Annotated in this window: 13 protein-coding genes and 2 pseudogenes; 7 read left to right on the forward strand and 8 right to left on the reverse strand. The window is 69.8% G+C overall.

Annotated elements, in window-relative coordinates; translation table 11 throughout:
- The first annotated feature begins 11 nt into the window (after window positions 1-11).
- From IPK24_05790 to IPK24_05805, 4 genes are all read left to right on the forward strand, one after another.
- On the forward strand, window positions 12-767 hold the full coding sequence (locus IPK24_05790; protein ID MBK8075078.1) for an ABC transporter permease: 756 nt from the start codon (window positions 12-14) through the stop codon (window positions 765-767).
- Between the two features lie 34 nt (window positions 768-801).
- Complete coding sequence (locus IPK24_05795) at window positions 802-1,176, forward strand: DUF2200 domain-containing protein (protein MBK8075079.1); 375 nt, start codon at window positions 802-804, stop codon at window positions 1,174-1,176.
- A gap of 117 nt (window positions 1,177-1,293) precedes the next feature.
- The gene (locus tag IPK24_05800; GenBank protein ID MBK8075080.1) at window positions 1,294-1,968 is read left to right on the forward strand and encodes a hypothetical protein; all 675 of its coding nucleotides are present in this window, start codon (window positions 1,294-1,296) and stop codon (window positions 1,966-1,968) included.
- A 150-nt stretch (window positions 1,969-2,118) separates the two neighbouring features.
- The gene (locus tag IPK24_05805; protein MBK8075081.1) at window positions 2,119-2,322 is read left to right on the forward strand and encodes a hypothetical protein; all 204 of its coding nucleotides are present in this window, start codon (window positions 2,119-2,121) and stop codon (window positions 2,320-2,322) included.
- A gap of 23 nt (window positions 2,323-2,345) precedes the next feature.
- Here the strand turns inward: IPK24_05805 and IPK24_05810 are convergent.
- Window positions 2,346-3,946, reverse strand: a pseudogene (locus IPK24_05810) (multicopper oxidase family protein).
- A 247-nt stretch (window positions 3,947-4,193) separates the two neighbouring features.
- On the opposite strand from IPK24_05810, the pseudogene IPK24_05815 reads away from it, so the two are divergent.
- Window positions 4,194-5,611, forward strand: a pseudogene (locus IPK24_05815) (MFS transporter).
- An 83-nt stretch (window positions 5,612-5,694) separates the two neighbouring features.
- On the opposite strand, the gene IPK24_05820 reads toward IPK24_05815, so the two are convergent.
- Window positions 5,695-7,425, reverse strand: coding sequence for an NAD-binding protein (locus IPK24_05820; GenBank protein MBK8075082.1), 1,731 nt, complete (start codon window positions 7,423-7,425; stop codon window positions 5,695-5,697).
- Between the two features lie 80 nt (window positions 7,426-7,505).
- Window positions 7,506-8,687, reverse strand: coding sequence for an alcohol dehydrogenase catalytic domain-containing protein (locus IPK24_05825; GenBank protein MBK8075083.1), 1,182 nt, complete (start codon window positions 8,685-8,687; stop codon window positions 7,506-7,508).
- 73 nt (window positions 8,688-8,760) lie between these two features.
- On the opposite strand from IPK24_05825, the gene IPK24_05830 reads away from it, so the two are divergent.
- The gene (locus tag IPK24_05830) at window positions 8,761-9,513 is read left to right on the forward strand and encodes a glucose 1-dehydrogenase (protein MBK8075084.1); all 753 of its coding nucleotides are present in this window, start codon (window positions 8,761-8,763) and stop codon (window positions 9,511-9,513) included.
- Between the two features lie 36 nt (window positions 9,514-9,549).
- Here IPK24_05830 and IPK24_05835 read toward each other — a convergent pair whose 3' ends face one another.
- Genes IPK24_05835 through IPK24_05845 form a run of 3 tightly spaced genes read right to left on the reverse strand, consistent with a single transcriptional unit; the run spans window position 9,550 to window position 10,976 of the window.
- A complete protein-coding gene (locus IPK24_05835) occupies window positions 9,550-10,080 on the reverse strand; it encodes a DinB family protein (GenBank protein MBK8075085.1) in 531 nt (176 codons plus the stop codon).
- Window positions 10,081-10,101: 21 nt separating this feature from the next.
- Window positions 10,102-10,572 (reverse strand): VOC family protein, encoded by a 471-nt coding sequence (locus IPK24_05840; protein ID MBK8075086.1) that lies wholly within the window; start codon window positions 10,570-10,572, stop codon window positions 10,102-10,104.
- Between the two features lie 29 nt (window positions 10,573-10,601).
- Window positions 10,602-10,976, reverse strand: coding sequence for a DoxX family protein (locus IPK24_05845; protein ID MBK8075087.1), 375 nt, complete (start codon window positions 10,974-10,976; stop codon window positions 10,602-10,604).
- Window positions 10,977-11,114: 138 nt separating this feature from the next.
- Between IPK24_05845 and IPK24_05850 the strand changes: the two genes are divergently transcribed.
- Window positions 11,115-11,627 carry a winged helix-turn-helix transcriptional regulator gene (locus IPK24_05850; GenBank protein MBK8075088.1) on the forward strand — a complete coding sequence of 171 codons (513 nt, stop codon included), beginning with the start codon at window positions 11,115-11,117 and terminating at the stop codon, window positions 11,625-11,627.
- Window positions 11,628-11,712: 85 nt separating this feature from the next.
- Here the strand turns inward: IPK24_05850 and IPK24_05855 are convergent, their stop codons facing one another.
- Both IPK24_05855 and IPK24_05860 read right to left on the reverse strand, forming a co-directional pair.
- Window positions 11,713-13,236, reverse strand: coding sequence for a xylulose kinase (locus IPK24_05855; GenBank protein ID MBK8075089.1), 1,524 nt, complete (start codon window positions 13,234-13,236; stop codon window positions 11,713-11,715).
- Entirely contained in the window at window positions 13,233-14,255 is a 1,023-nt protein-coding gene (locus IPK24_05860) for an alcohol dehydrogenase catalytic domain-containing protein (protein MBK8075090.1), read from the reverse strand. The genes IPK24_05855 and IPK24_05860 overlap by 4 nt, the downstream gene beginning before the upstream one ends.
- Window positions 14,256-14,263: the final 8 nt, after the last annotated feature.

Raw genomic sequence — 14,263 nt, forward strand, 5'->3', positions numbered from 1 at the left:
CACCGGTCGCGCTGCCCGCGCGCATTCCCCTCACTCGCCTCGTCAGTGTCGAGCTGCGTAAGTCGCTCGATACCCGTTCCGGGGCATGGCTGCTGGCCGGCATCGGCCTCGCCGCGGTGCTCACCACCGCCGCCGTCATCGCCTGGGCGCCCGCCGAGGAGTTCACCTACGCTCAGTTCACCCTCGCCATCGGCATGCCGATGTCGGTCATCCTGCCGATCATCGCCATCTTGTCGGTGACCTCCGAATGGAGTCAGCGCAGCGGTCTGACGACGTTCACCCTGGTTCCCCGGCGCGGCCGAGTCATGCTGGCCAAGGCCGTGGCCGCCGTCCTCATCGCCGCCACCGCCACGCTGGTCGCCTTCGTTGTCGGCGCGCTCGGCAACGTGGTCGGCACCGGGATCGCGGGCGTCTCGACCGTCTGGGATCAGAGCCTCGCCGACGTCGGCTTCGTGGCGTTGGGCAACGTGCTCCTGCTGATGATCGGCTTGACCCTGGGCGCCCTGCTCCGCAGCAGTCCCGCCGCCATCGTGGCGTACATGATCTACGCCTTCGTGGCCCCGGGGTTGCTCGCCTTCCTCGCCTTCCGCCAAGCCTGGTTCCATGATGTGCGCCCCTGGGTCGATCCGAAGTACACCCAGGACGCCCTGCTGCAGGGTGACCTGGGCGGCGAGCAGTGGGCACAACTCGGCGTCACCACGGTGGTGTGGCTCGTCCTGCCGCTGCTGGCCGCCGTGGTCAATCTGCTCCGCTCGGAGGTGAAGTAGCGTCTGCGCGAATGACGAGACCGAGGAGGCCGACATGGCAGGGCACCGGATCTTCGGCGTCAGCTTCGCCAGCATCTACCCGCACTACGTGGCGAAGGCCGAACGGAAGAACCGCACGAAGGACGACGTGGACCAGGTGATCTGCTGGCTCACCGGCTACGACGCCGCCGGTCTGGATCGGGTGCTCGCCGCCGAGGCCAGCATGGAGACCTTCTTCGCCGAGGCGCCGGCGATGAACCCGAACGCCTCCCTGATCACCGGCGTGATCTGTGGCCATCGCGTGGAGGAGATCGACGATCCGCTGATGCAGAAGATCCGCTACCTGGACAAGCTGGTCGATGAGCTGGCGAAGGGCAAGAAGATGTCGGCCATCCTGCGAGGCGGCGGCGGGGCCGGCACCCACCCCTGATCCACGCCCGTTCCGCGGGCACCGTTTCGCGGGAGGTGCTCGGGGTAGCCCCCTGCGCGACCCCGCAGCGTCGGCGCGCCCGGCCGGCAGCCCGAACGGTTCAGGAAGGACGCAGCCATGAGCACCAGCCATGACGCCACCCCGGACGCCGGCCCCGACCCCCGACGTGACGAGCCGACCAGAGCCCTCGATCGTGACCCTCGAGACCCGGCGCTCGAGCGGGCGGTTCTGGGACGCCGCGCCGTCGTGCAGGCAGAGCAGCAGCAGTTCGGCGGCATCAAGATCGGATCAGCCTTCTTCGGCTGGCTCACCGCGACGGGTACGGCTCTGCTGCTGACCGCCCTGGTCGTCGCGGCCGGCGGTGATGTCGGCCTGGCCCTGGGTGCCGACGGCGCCGCCGCGGGTCGAGTGAGCGCGGATGTCGGCACGGTCACCCTGGCCGGGGGTATCGCTCTGCTCGTCGTCCTGTTCGTCGCCTACTACTGCGGTGGCTACGTGGCCGGGCGCATGGCCCGGTTCAACGGGGCCAGACAGGGTCTGGCCGTGTGGGTCTGGGCGTTGGTCATCGCCGCTGTCGTCGCCGTCGTCGGGGTCTCGGCCGGCAGCGAGTTCAACCTGCTCGCCACCCTGAACAGCTTCCCGCGCATCCCGATCGGTGAAGGCGAGCTCTCCAACGCCGGCATTCTCGCGGCAGCCGGTGTCGCGGTGACGAGTCTGGTCGGAGCCGTCGCCGGGGGACTGGCCGGAATGCGGTTCCACCGCAAGGTCGATCGCGCCGGCCTCGGGGACTGAGCCTCGGGGATCGGCCCGGCGACGGTCGAGACGCTGACGGCCGTCATCGAATTGGCATCGATCCGAGATCGCCAACTCGATGACGGGCCGCGTCCTGCTGGGGCAGAGTGGTTCAGCACCGGTTGATCTGGACCGAGGAATCGAGATCCCGTGATCTTCATCAGCATGGCGTTCTGGAAAGTGTTCAGCCTGCTGTTCCGTGCGGCAGTCCAGCTCTTCGCCTTCCTGTTCATCGGCCTGCCGCGGATGATCGGTGGCCTGCTGTGGCCCACGGGTACTGCCGGTGCGCAATGGGCACTGGGAATGGTCCCGATCGTGCTGACCGACGTGATCGTGTCCGCCCTCGCGCGCTGAGTCGACGCAGCGCTTTCCACGCCTCAGCGCTTGTAGGCGAGCGTGCTCATCATGCCGGACTCAGCGTGATACAGGTTGTGGCAGTGGTTCATCCACAATCCCGGGTTGTCGGCCTGTAGCTCCAGGTACATCACCTGCATCGGGCGCAGGATGACGGTGTCCTTGCGCAGCCCACTCGCGGCGAGCGCGAAGGTGTGCCCGTGAATGTGCCACGGGTGGAACATGGGTGACCTGTTCATGATCTTGAATCGAACCCGCTCACCCGACTCGACCGGGAACGGCTCGACGTCCGGGTGCCGTTGACCGTTGATCGTCCAGCGATACGGGTTCATGCTGCCCTCGAGCACCATCTTGAGCAGCCGGTTGGGCCCGCGCCGAGGCAGCCTGGACGATTCGGCCGGGGCGATCGCGGGGCCGAGCAGGATGTGCCCGTCCAACTCGGCCGGGCGGATCGATTCGGCGGGTGCCTGCCCGGCGCTGGTGCGGACCAGGGCGCGCGCCCGGCCCGGTTTGCCTTCGGGTACCACGGCGAGCGGAAACACGCCGTCCTTCAACGTGACCAGGACGTCGTACCGCTCGCCCATACCCAGCACCAACGCATCGGCGGCGGTGGGCGTCACGGCGAAGCCGTCGGTGTGGGTCACGGTCATCCGATGCCCCCAGGTGCCACCCGGAACGCCGTGTCGGCGCCGACGTTGATGAACCGGATCCGCGCTCGCTGGCCGGGTTTGCCCGTGAAGGTGACCGGCGCCGACGGGAGGCGGCCGTTCACCAGGTAGTAGGGATACATGATGCTGCCGCCGCCCATCCCCATCCCGCCCATGGAGCTGGAGCTGGACTCGGGACTGGAGCTGGGACTCGGACTGGGGCTGGGACTCGGACTGGGGCTGGGCGAGTTCGTCGTCCCAGCGCCGCCGTTCATGCCGCCCATGCCCTTCATTCCGCCCTGGCCTGCGTCCATGCCGACATACCCGCCACTGGCCCGCAGCGTGGCCAGGATCTCGTCGGGGGTCCGGCCGGTGCCGTCGACCCAGTCGTCCATCAGGACGATCCACTCCACGTCGTAGTCACCGGGCTCGGCCGGGTCGTCGATGATCAACGCGCCGTGCAATGCCCGGTCCACCTGCACCCCGGAGTGCGGGTGATACCAGTAGGTTCCCGGGTCCGGGGCGGTGAAGGAGTACGTGAAGGACGCCCCGACCCCGATCGGCGACTGGGTCAGGCCGGGCACGCCGTCCATGTCGTTGCGCAACTGGATCCCGTGCCAGTGCACGCTGGTGCCCGTCGGCAGATTGTTGTTGACCTGCACCGTGACCAGGTCACCGGCGCTCGCCCGGATGATCGGCCCGGGGATGTCGTCCCCGTAGGCCCAGGTCGGCACCGTCACCCCGCCCAGATCGAGGGTGACCTGGCGAGCGTTCAACTGCGCGGTGACCGTGCGCTGACCGGGACGGCGCCGCGTGGCCTCGAGATCGGTCACCCGCGGGTCTGTCGACTCGACGAACCCGTTGTCTGCGGTCAACTCCGTCGGGCCCGAGGGGCGGGAGCAGGCACCCAGCGCAGCCAGGGTCAGGGCTCCGCCGGCACCGTGGATCAGCCGGCGGCGGGTCAGGTCGGTCACCAGGTGCGCTCCTTCGTCGCAGATAGCTCGAGTGTGACCCAACCCGCCGCGACTGGTGGCGGGACCAGGCTGAGTTGCGCGCGAGACGCATGTCACGTCATCCCACGTTCGTGCTGGTCAGACGCCCTCGTGCACCTCGACGATCGAATCCGCGACCAGGCAGACGGTGTGCCCTCCCGCGTCCCCAGCCGGTCAGGGTAGGCGCGGCCGGGCGGCGTGCCGAGCGCAGACGGCCGTGCGAGCATGCGGGGTGCCTTCCGGCGACCAACCCCACGCTGACCTGCGGCTGAGCGAGCCGGCCGGGCGCTGGGTGCTGACGGCGACCGTGCTCGGGTCGGGCCTGGCGCTGCTGGACGCCACCGTGGTCAACGTGGCGTTGGGTCGGATCGGTGAGGAGCTGGACGCCGACCTCGCTGGGCTGCAGTGGACGCTCAACGGGTACACCCTCACTCTCGCGGCGCTCATCCTGCTCGGCGGTTCGCTGTCGGACCGGCTCGGCCGGCGTCGGATCTTCGTGATCGGCACGGCATGGTTCGCGCTCGCCTCGGCGCTGTGCGCCATCGCGCCGACCATCGAGGTGCTGGTGGCGGCCAGGGCGCTGCAGGGCATCGGGGGAGCGCTGCTCACACCCGGCAGCCTGGCGATCCTGGCCGCCTCCTTCGCGCCCGAGGAACGTTCACGGGCGATCGGCGCCTGGTCGGGCCTGGGCGGGGTCGCCGCTGCCGTCGGCCCGTTCCTGGGCGGTTGGTTGATCGACCTCTGGTCGTGGCGGCTGGTGTTCCTGATCAACCTCCCGGTGGCCGCCGTGGTGATCGCTGTCTCCCGCCGCCACGTGCCCGAGAGTCGTGACCCGGGGGCCTCGGGCCGCCTGGACGTGCGTGGCACGGTGCTCGGAGCCCTCGCCCTGGGCGGGCTGACCTACGCCTCGATCGCCGCCGGCGGTCAGGGCTGGACGCCGCTCGCGACCGGGTGCGCGGTGGCCGGCGGCACCGCCGTGGTCTTGTTCGTCGTCCACCTGCGTCGGGCGGTCGATCCACTGGTGCCGCCGTCCCTGTTCGCCTCTCGGCCGTTCACCGCCGCCAATCTGGTCACCTTCTGCGTCTATGCCGCGTTGGGGGTGATGTTCTTCCTGCTGGTGTTGAAGCTGCAGGTGGTGGCCGGGTTCAGTCCGCTCGTGGCCGGGGCGTCGTTGTTGCCGGTGACGGTGCTGATGCTCGGGTTCTCGTCGGCCTCCGGTGCCCTGGCCGATCGCATCGGTCCCCGCGTCCAACTCGTGATCGGTCCGCTGCTCGCCGCCGGCGGGCTGCTGGCCACGGTGCGCATCGACGAGACGTCGTCCTACTGGGTCGACGTGGTGCCCGCGGTCACGCTGTTCGCGCTGGGACTGACCACCCTGGTCGCCCCGCTCACCTCCGCGGTGCTCGCGGCGGCCCCCGTGGCGCACGCGGGGTGGCCTCCGGGGTCAACAACGCCGTGGCGCGCTCGGCGAGCCTGTTGGCGGTCGCGGTGATCCCCGCGGTGGCCGGACTCGGCGGGGCCGACTATCGCTCGGCCGTCGACTTCGCCGCCGGGTACCGGTCGGCGATGCTGCAGTGTGCGGGTCTGCTGGTGCTGGGTTCGCTCCTGGCCACCCGCGTCGGAGGACGACCCACCCGCCCAACCCCGTGATCATGCAATCCGTGCACAAACCCCCCGTGATCATGCAATCGATGCACGAAACGTGCACGGATTACATGATCACGGGGGTTGGGTCAGCCTCGTTCGAGGACCTCGAACAGGTCCTCGTAGTGGCCCACCACATAGGCGACGTCGCCGACGTCCAATCGGGCGTCTCGGCCCGGGGGAAACTCCAGCGCTCCGGTCGCGCATCGCTGAATGGCCGCGACGCGCGTCCGCACGCGGAAGTCGTCGACCCTGATCCCCTCGAATCCGCTGCCCTGGCGAATGCGCAGCCGCGCGGCCATGTAGGGCGCCGACCCGACGTAGAAGGTGCCCACGACCTCCATGCCGAGCGCGGCTCCGATGAACCAGGGTGCGGCCAGCTCGGCGATGGAGCGCGGCTTCCACGCCTCCGACATCGTGCCCACGACGCGAGCGAGGTTGCGCCCGAAGAGTCGTAACGCGATCGGGAAGTCGCGTTCGCCGATGAGGCCTCGCACCGAGAGTCCGATCTCGATGTTCGCCAGGTCGTCGTTGGTCAACACGGCGAGGCTGGCTGCCCGGGGCAGGCCGGCGGCGAGCTGGGTCTCACGCATGGTCGGATCGCCGATCAGCACCGGGACGCCGGCGGCCGCCATCTGGGGCATGAACCGTTCGCCGCCACCATTGTCGATCACGGCCACCTCGAAGCCGGATTCGCGGAGCCGCATGGCCACCCGGCTGCCGACCCGGCCCAGGCCGACCAGCACGATGTGACGGCGCATCCCGGTCAGGCGCTGCCGGCCGAGGGAATGGGTGAGGCTTCGGGTGACCATCGCATTGGTGAGCAGGGCTGTGGCCACGGCGATCAGCGTGGCGCCCATCAGGGTGATGACGATCGCCCAGACGCGCAGCCAGGGTGACTGATCGCGGAAGTAGAAATCACCGAAACCCACGGTGGCGATGGTCTCGGCCGTGAAGTAGACCGCGTCGAGCCACGACATCGCGGTTCCGTCGGGTTCGCGGTAGAAGTGCCGGAGCACGGTGATCGAGATCGCGGCCAGAGCGACCAGCACGGCGAAGGCGATACGAAACGGCTTGTCCAAGCTGTCGTTCAGTGCCGCCACGGTCTCGCGGACTCGACGACGCCACGGCCGGCCGACCGCGGTGGCCCGAATCCGGGCGGGTTCGATCCCGATGTCGGCGAACTCTCGCTCGGTGCCCAGGAGAGTGACCAGGTCCCTGACCTTCACCGGCGAATCGCGGCTCGGGCACGACTGGGTCGGCCCGCCGTCCGCCGGGGTGAGGGCGATCGGCGTCATATCGCCCCAGATCGATCGAAACGTTCCGGTTCGCGGGCTGAGGAACGAGGTCACCAGGAAGTCACTGCCGCCCAGGCTCAGCTCGTGCGTGGTGCGGCCGAGGACCGCCTCGACGAACGAGTCGGTGGCGAGTTCAGCGACATCGAACACGCCACCGGGTCGGGCGATCGGACCGAGGGCCTGGGCCACCGACGTATTGCCCATCTGGACGACGACCCGCACCGTCGAGGACATTTCCCGAACCAGCAGAGCGATCTCGATGTTGGTCAGTTCCACGTTGGTGGCGCACACCACCGCCAACGCCTTGGTGATCCTGGCTCCGCGCAGGATGTCCAGACTCTGCCCGGAACCGGCCAGATACTCCACGTCCCAGCGCTCGAGTTCGTCTCGTTCCTCTTGCGTGGCACCGGGATCCACCACGATGACCCGTCGGCCGGTGGTCGACAGCTGCCGGACCACGCGCCGCGCGACGCCACGGATGCCGAACACGACGATGTGGTCCACCGGGTCGCCGTCGAGCATCGCTTCTCCTCGTCGCGCTGGGCATCTGTTGCGTGACGCTCAGGCGCAACCTATCCGGGTGGGGCGCTGGAGGTGGCGGATCAACGCACGTCGACCCCGGTACTCGGCAGAACGTTGGAGATCAGGACCTTGGTGGTGGCGTCGGCATCGAGTGCTGTGGTGACCGCGCGCGCCGTGTCGGCGATCGGGAACACGTGGGAGACCATCTCGGCCAACGGGATCGAGGCGTGGTGACGGGCGAGCAGGGCCAGCGTGCCTGCGTAGGCTTGGGCGTCCTCACCCCCGGTGCCCATGATGGTCAGGCTGCGGCCGCAGATCTGCGCCGGATTGAACGCCTCGGGCCCCATGTCGACGAAGGCGCCCACCTCGAGAATCGAACCCCCGTCGCGGACCAGTGAGGTCCCCAGGGCGAACGAGCCCGGGAAGCCGGTCGCATTCACGACCAGATCCGCCCCCTCGCCCTCGGTCAGGTCCAGCACACGAGCCCGGACGGCGGCATCCTCGCCGGTGACTGCCGGGCCGACAGGCACGGTCTGGGCGTTCACCAGCCGCTCGGCCAGGGCCAGCCGCCTGGCCGATTTGTCGACGGCGATGAGGGTGCCGGCGCCCATCAACGCCGCCTTGACCAGGTGCGCCATGCCCAGCGAGCCGACCCCGACGACCGCCACGGCGTCGCCCGGCAGGAAGCCACCGGGGCGGCGGACCGCCGCGATGCGTTCGAGCGAATGGGTGACGGCGAAGATCTCGGTGAGCACCGCGACGTCGTCCGGCAGGTGGGGTGGAACCCGGAAGATCGGCGTCCCGGGCCCGAGGTAGAGGTACTCCGACCAGCCGCCGAACAGGTGCGGCGGCTGCGCGCTGGTCAGTGAGTTGCCGTAGTTCTCGAGCCGACGGCACAGGTAGTAGGGGTCCTGGCGCCGGCAGGTGGGGCAGGTACCGCAGGCTCGGTTGGGCGCCGGCACGACCCGGTCACCGGGCAGCAGTGGGCGGCCGTCGTGGGCCGCGGCCCCGCCGGGACCGACCGCCTCCACCACCCCGAGATTCTCGTGCCCTTGGATGATCGGGAACGGGGTGGTGCGCTCGAGCTCCGTCCCGGCGTACTGCACGGTCTCGCCGCGGTAGGTGTGCTTGTCGGTGCCGCAGATGCCCGAGGCCGTCATCCGCAGCAGGACGGCGCCCGGTTCGAGCTCGGTCGGGAACGGGTAGTCCCGGATCTCGTAGGTGCGTGGCGCCACCAAGGTGGCGGCCTGAACCGTACGCATGCTGCCCCCTCGATGGGTCAGGGGATGATCGGGCCTGGCGAGGTCGTTCGGCTCGTCATACGTTGCCCGCATGATGACACGTCTGCAGGATCGGGTTGCGCTGGTCACCGGTGCGGCGAGTGGTATCGGCAAGGCCACGGCGCACCGGCTGGCCGGCGAGGGCGCCGCAGTGTTGGTCAGCGACATTCAGGACACCGCGGGCGAGGCCGTCGCTGCGGCGATCCGGGACGGCGGGGGCCAGGCGATCTATCGCCGGTTGGACGTCACCCGCGAAGACGACTGGACGGCGGCGATCTCCGCGGTTCGGGACGCCTTCGGCGGTCTGGACATCCTGGTCAACAACGCCGGCGTCGGCGACATCGACGTCATCGAGAACACCTCACTCGAACAGTACGAGCGAACCATTGCGATCACCCAGACCAGTGTCTTTCTCGGCACCAGGGCAGCGGCCGAACTACTCAAGGCCTCCTCCCACGCCAGCGTGATCAACATCAGCTCGATCTTCGGTGCCAGTGGAGGTTTCGGCACCTCCCCGGCGTATCACGCCGCCAAGGGAGCCGTCCGACTGCTCACCAAGAACACCGCCCTGCACTGGGCCGATGCCGGAATCCGGGTCAACTCGGTGCACCCCGGGTTCATCGACACCCCCATCCTGGAGCCGGCCATGGGTACGCCGATGGGGGATGCCATCATCGCGACCACGCCGCTGGGCCGCCTCGGCCGCCCGGATGAGATCGCTGCTGCTGTCGCCTACCTGGCCAGCGATGACGCCTCGTTCGTCACCGGGTCGGAGTTGTACGTGGACGGCGGGTACATGGCGCGGTGATCGGGTCCGGCGCACGCCCCCTGACGTGTGCTGGGCTCACTGACCGGTGCGGCCGTCGATGCACTCGCGCAACAGGTCGGCGTGACCGGCGTGCCGGGCGTACTCCTCGATGAGGTGGACCAGGATGTCGCGGGGATAGAAGGTGTGCTCGTCGCGCGTCATGGGCGTTCCCAGATCGTCGTCCTTCAGCGTGTCCAGCCAGGCATCGGCCCGGGCCATCTCGATCCGCCACGTGGCCAGGGCATCGGCGACCACGTCGTCGTCCGGCTCGGCGCCGGTGAAGTCCTCGTCGGGGGAGTCCTCGGTCTTGTAGAGCCGCGGCGCATCGACGCGGCCCTGCAGAACCCGCTGGAACCAGTGGTTCTCCACCTGGGCGAGGTGACGAATCAACCCGAGCAGGCTGAGTTCGCTCGGGGGCACCGAGCGCTGGGCGAGCTGCTCGGCGTCCAGGTTCTGGCACTTCAAGGCGATCGTCAGGCGATAGTTGCCCAGGTACTCGCGGTAGGTCGCGAGCTCGCCGTCCGGGTTGCCGTAGCTGCGGGGGTCGTCTTCGGGCGCCATCCACATGTCACTCACCCCGCTACCCAATCAGAGCTCGAGCCGGCGCAGGACCGGACGCTCCCAGAGCTCGGGGTCGTTCCAGTCGACGCCGGGCACGTCGATGTAGACCTCGATCTCGTTGCCGTCGGGGTCGGCGATGTAGAGGCTGTGGGTGAAGCCGTGGTCGGTGGCGCCCAGGATCGGCGTGCCCGCCTCGACCAGCCGTTGCCGCATCGCCCGCAGCTCGTCGTCGCTGTCACCCACCTTGACGCCGAAGTGATAGAGGCCGGTGCGGCGTCCGGGTGGCAACGGCGCCGCGTCCGGCCCGACCTCGATCAGCAGCAGCTCGTGATGCGTTCGGCCGCCGGGGGAGTTGAACGCCGCCGCCGGGAAGCGCAGCGGCGCACCCTCGGGACCCATCGGGATCGGCGCCCAACCCAGGACGTCGCGGTAGAACGTGGCGGATCGCGTCAGGTCACGCACGTAGAGGACGAGATGTCCCAGTTCCTTCACACCCATGCTGTCGCTCTTTCTCGAGAACCGGCGCCTCAGAAGCTGTACGGACCGAACCGGCCCCAGGCCACCACCGCAGCCAGGATCAGCAGCACTGCGTTGACCACGATGCCCTGGGTCTCACCGCGCCGCGCGTGGACGACGGCCGCACCGATCATGGTCAGCACCAGGCCGAGTGCGGCCAGGGGGGCGAGCACCGGTGCGATGCCCGTCAACGGCGGCCCGATCAGGCCGATGGCGGCGAGTACCTCGAGCGCGCCGATGGTCTTGACCTGGCCGGCGCTGAAGTCGTCGACCCAGGGCATGCCGGAGGCGGAGAGCTTCGCCTTGGGTTGCGACAGCTTCATGGCCCCGGCGCCCAGGAACGCTACGGCGAGCAGGCCCGCCAGGATCCACAGGAACACGTTCACGGTGGCTCACTCCTTCTGATGACTTCACGGGTGAAGTGACCATAGGGGAGCGATAGTTCACGATGCAAGTAATTCCAAACCTGTGGCACGCGCTCCCTACGGTGGAGTTCGGTTCAGGCGTGAAGTTATGGTGAGGGCATGGCGTCCGACCGCGAGGGTGGGCAGCAGCCCGCCACCGAGCCTCGCTGGCTCACCGAGCAGGAGCAGGAGGCGTGGTTCGCGCTGGCAGGGATGATCACCCGCTTGCCGGGCGCGTTGGATCGTCAGTTGCAGCGGGACGCCGGGATCAGCCACTTCGAGTATCAGGTGCTGGCCGGCCTGTCGATGTCACCCGATCGGACGCTGCGGATGAGCGTGCTGGCCGACTTCGCCGAAGGGCAACTGCCGCGGTTGTCGCAAGTGGTCGGCCGGCTGGAGAAGCGGGGTTGGGTGACCCGCTCGACCGATCCGACCGACGGCCGCTACACCCTGGCCCACCTGACCGACGCCGGCTGGGACCTGGTGGTCGCCACGGCGCCTGGGCACGTGGCCTGGGTACGCACCCTGGTCTTCGATTCGATCACCCAGGCCCAGGTGCGTCAGCTCGCCGACATCGGACGACGCGTGCTGGGTGCGATCTCACCCAAGGGTGACTGCCCGCCCCGCCCCTGAACCCCAACCCAACCCTCAACCCCCGGTGATCATGTAATCCGTGCACGCTCGTGAAAACTTTCACGAGCGTGCACGGATTACATGATCACCGGGGGGTGGGGTGGCTGACCGTCGGGGTTGGGGTGGCCGCGAGGTCGGCGAACAGGGCGCGCAGGCCGGGGTAGATCTGGCGGTGGATCGGGGCCAGGCGGGCGTAGTGGGCGGCGAACTCGGTTCGAGGCGTGAAGGTCTCGCCCAGGTCGGCGTGACACCGGACTGCCTCGGACGGCGATGCCAGCGTCCGCCAGGCCAGGACCGCGGCGCCGCGGGCCGACAGTTGTTCGTCGAGACACACCTGGATCGGGCGATCGGTGACGTCGGCGACGATCTGGGTCCACAACCGGCTGCGGCTGCCGCCACCCATCGCCCGGATCGCCGAGATCCGTTGCCCGGTGGCCGCTTCCAGGCCCTCCAGGTGCAGGCGCAACTCGAACGCGACGCCCTCGAGCAGCGCCCGGTACACGTGTGCCCGGGTATGAGCACCGTGCAGCCCGACGAGCGCCCCCCGGGCGTCGGCGTCCCAGTACGGGGTCTGCGCGGCGTTCCAGTACGGGACCGCGAGCAGGCCCTCGGCGCCCGGCGGCACGTCGTCCGCGGCCTGGTCCAATGCCGGGTCGACGGCCCCGCCGAGCGCCGGATCGCCGAGTTCGCGGCGGAACCAGTCGGCGAGGTAGGCCGCCGCGTTGAGCACCGTCTCGAAGACGAAGCTGCCCTGGGGCGCGCCGGCCAGGGTGCGAAACGCCCGACTCGTCAGGTAGGTGGGCGAGGGGGTGCCGAGCACCATGGACGTGCCCAGGTTCAGGTAAGCCATCCCCGGCTCGACGGCCCCGGCCCCGAGTCCGGCGGCCTGACCGTCACCGAGACCGGCGATCAGGGGTACCGGCGCGGGCAATCCCACCTCTCGCGTGACGTCGGCCGTGAGCGAGGCGATCACCGCACCGGGGGGCACCAGGTCGGGTAGTTGGTCGGCTCGCACCCCGGCGAGGTGCAGCAGCTCCGGCGCCCAGATCCCGGCCGCCAGATCGAGCAGGCCGAGTGAGTCGGCCGAGGCGACACTGCTCGCCCAGCGTCCGGTCAGTCGGTGGGCGAGCACGGCATGGACGTCGGCCACCCGCGCGGCCTGCGCCAGGGTCTGCGGTTCGTGGCGCGACAGCCAGGCCAGCTTGTAGATCGCTGGGGTGGTGTCGGGCGGCTTGCCCGAGACCTGGTGCACCCGATCGGTTCCCAGTTCGGCGATCTCGGCCCCGGCCCTCGAGTCCAGCCACAGCACCGCCGGACGCAGCGGTGCGCCCCGCTCGTCGATGCAGACGAACGACTCTCGTTGGTGGGTCAGGCAGATCCCCTGTACGGCAGCGGGATCCGGCAGTGCGGCGATCGTCTCGGCGAGTGCGGCCAGGGTGGCGCGCCACCACTGCACGGCATCTTGTTCGTGGAACCCCGGGCGGGGCCGGCTCAGCGCCAGGGGCCGTGAGGCCGAGGCCTGCTCCGAACCGTCGAGGTCGAGGGCCACGACCTTGGCGGCGGTCGTGGAACAGTCCACCGCCAGCACCACCGGCTCAGCGGTGCTCACGAGGGCGAGCCGGACGGCGCGACGATCACCTTGAGTCCGGCGCGTGTGTGGGCCGTCGTCAGGGCCGCCTTCACCTCGTCCAGGTCGAACTGGTGGGTGACCAGGCTGCGCACGTCCACCGCCCCCCGCTCGACCAGGGCGGCGGCTCGGGGATAGACCTCCTTCATCCGTCGCACCAGCAGCAGGCTCAGCCCCTTGCGCCGGGCGGTCGAGGCGCTGAACGTCGTCCGGTCGTCGTCCGGGATGCCGGCGAGAACCACACGCGCTCCCGGGGCGGCGGCCTCCAGCGCCAGGGCGATCGCGGCGTCCGAACCGCTGGCCTCGTAGACCACGTCGACGCCCTCACCGCCGGTGAGCTCGCCGATCGCCGCGGCGAAGTCGGCCGGCTCGACGGGCAGGGTGACGTCGGCGCCGAGGGCCAGCGCGGCCCCGGCCCGGTGGGCCAAGGGGTCGACGGCATAGATCCGGGACGCCCCGGCGGCGCGGGCCACCTGCAACAGGCACAACCCGATCGGGCCGCAGCCCACGATGGCCACCGAGGTACCGACGTGCGGATGGCCCAGGTCGTGGGCATGGATGGCCACCCCGAGCGGCTCGAGCATCGCGATGTCCGCGTCGGACAAGGCCTCACTCATCGGGTGCAGCAGGTGCTCGGGCCAGGCGAGGTACTGCCGCAACGCGCCGTCCGTCGCGCCGTGACCGAGGAAACCGACTGTCGGGCACAGGTTTCGGTGGCCTGCCAGACAGGGTGTGCAGCGCTCGCACGGCACCGCAGGATCGATGGCCACCCGCTGCCCCGCGCGCGGCCCACTGACGACGACGCCCGCCGCCTCGTGTCCGATCACCAGCGGCCGAGCGATCCGGGCATCGCCGATGCCGCCGTCGGCGTACCAGTGCAGGTCTGATCCGCAGATGCCGACGGCCGTGACCCGCACCAGGCACTCACCGGGTGCCGGGTCCGGCACCGGCTCGGTGACCAGGCGCAGATCCTGTCGGCCGTACAGCCGGGCCACGAGCATCTCGGACG

Source organism: Kineosporiaceae bacterium (assembly GCA_016713225.1).
Classification (GTDB): Bacteria; Actinomycetota; Actinomycetes; order Actinomycetales; family Kineosporiaceae; genus JADJPO01.

Excerpts from the sequence above, each read along its gene's own strand:
- IPK24_05795 (MBK8075079.1), top strand. The coding sequence starts at position 802 with ATGGCAGGGCACCGGATCTTCGGCGTCAGCTTCGCCAGCATCTACCCG.
- IPK24_05800 (MBK8075080.1), top strand. The coding sequence starts at position 1,294 with ATGAGCACCAGCCATGACGCCACCCCGGACGCCGGCCCCGACCCCCGA.
- IPK24_05820 (MBK8075082.1), bottom strand. The coding sequence starts at position 7,425 with ATGCTCGACGGCGACCCGGTGGACCACATCGTCGTGTTCGGCATCCGT.
- IPK24_05825 (MBK8075083.1), bottom strand. The coding sequence starts at position 8,687 with ATGCGTACGGTTCAGGCCGCCACCTTGGTGGCGCCACGCACCTACGAG.
- IPK24_05830 (MBK8075084.1), top strand. The coding sequence starts at position 8,761 with ATGACACGTCTGCAGGATCGGGTTGCGCTGGTCACCGGTGCGGCGAGT.
- IPK24_05835 (MBK8075085.1), bottom strand. The coding sequence starts at position 10,080 with ATGTGGATGGCGCCCGAAGACGACCCCCGCAGCTACGGCAACCCGGAC.
- IPK24_05840 (MBK8075086.1), bottom strand. The coding sequence starts at position 10,572 with ATGGGTGTGAAGGAACTGGGACATCTCGTCCTCTACGTGCGTGACCTG.
- IPK24_05850 (MBK8075088.1), top strand. The coding sequence starts at position 11,115 with ATGGCGTCCGACCGCGAGGGTGGGCAGCAGCCCGCCACCGAGCCTCGC.
- IPK24_05860 (MBK8075090.1), bottom strand. The coding sequence starts at position 14,255 with ATGCTCGTGGCCCGGCTGTACGGCCGACAGGATCTGCGCCTGGTCACC.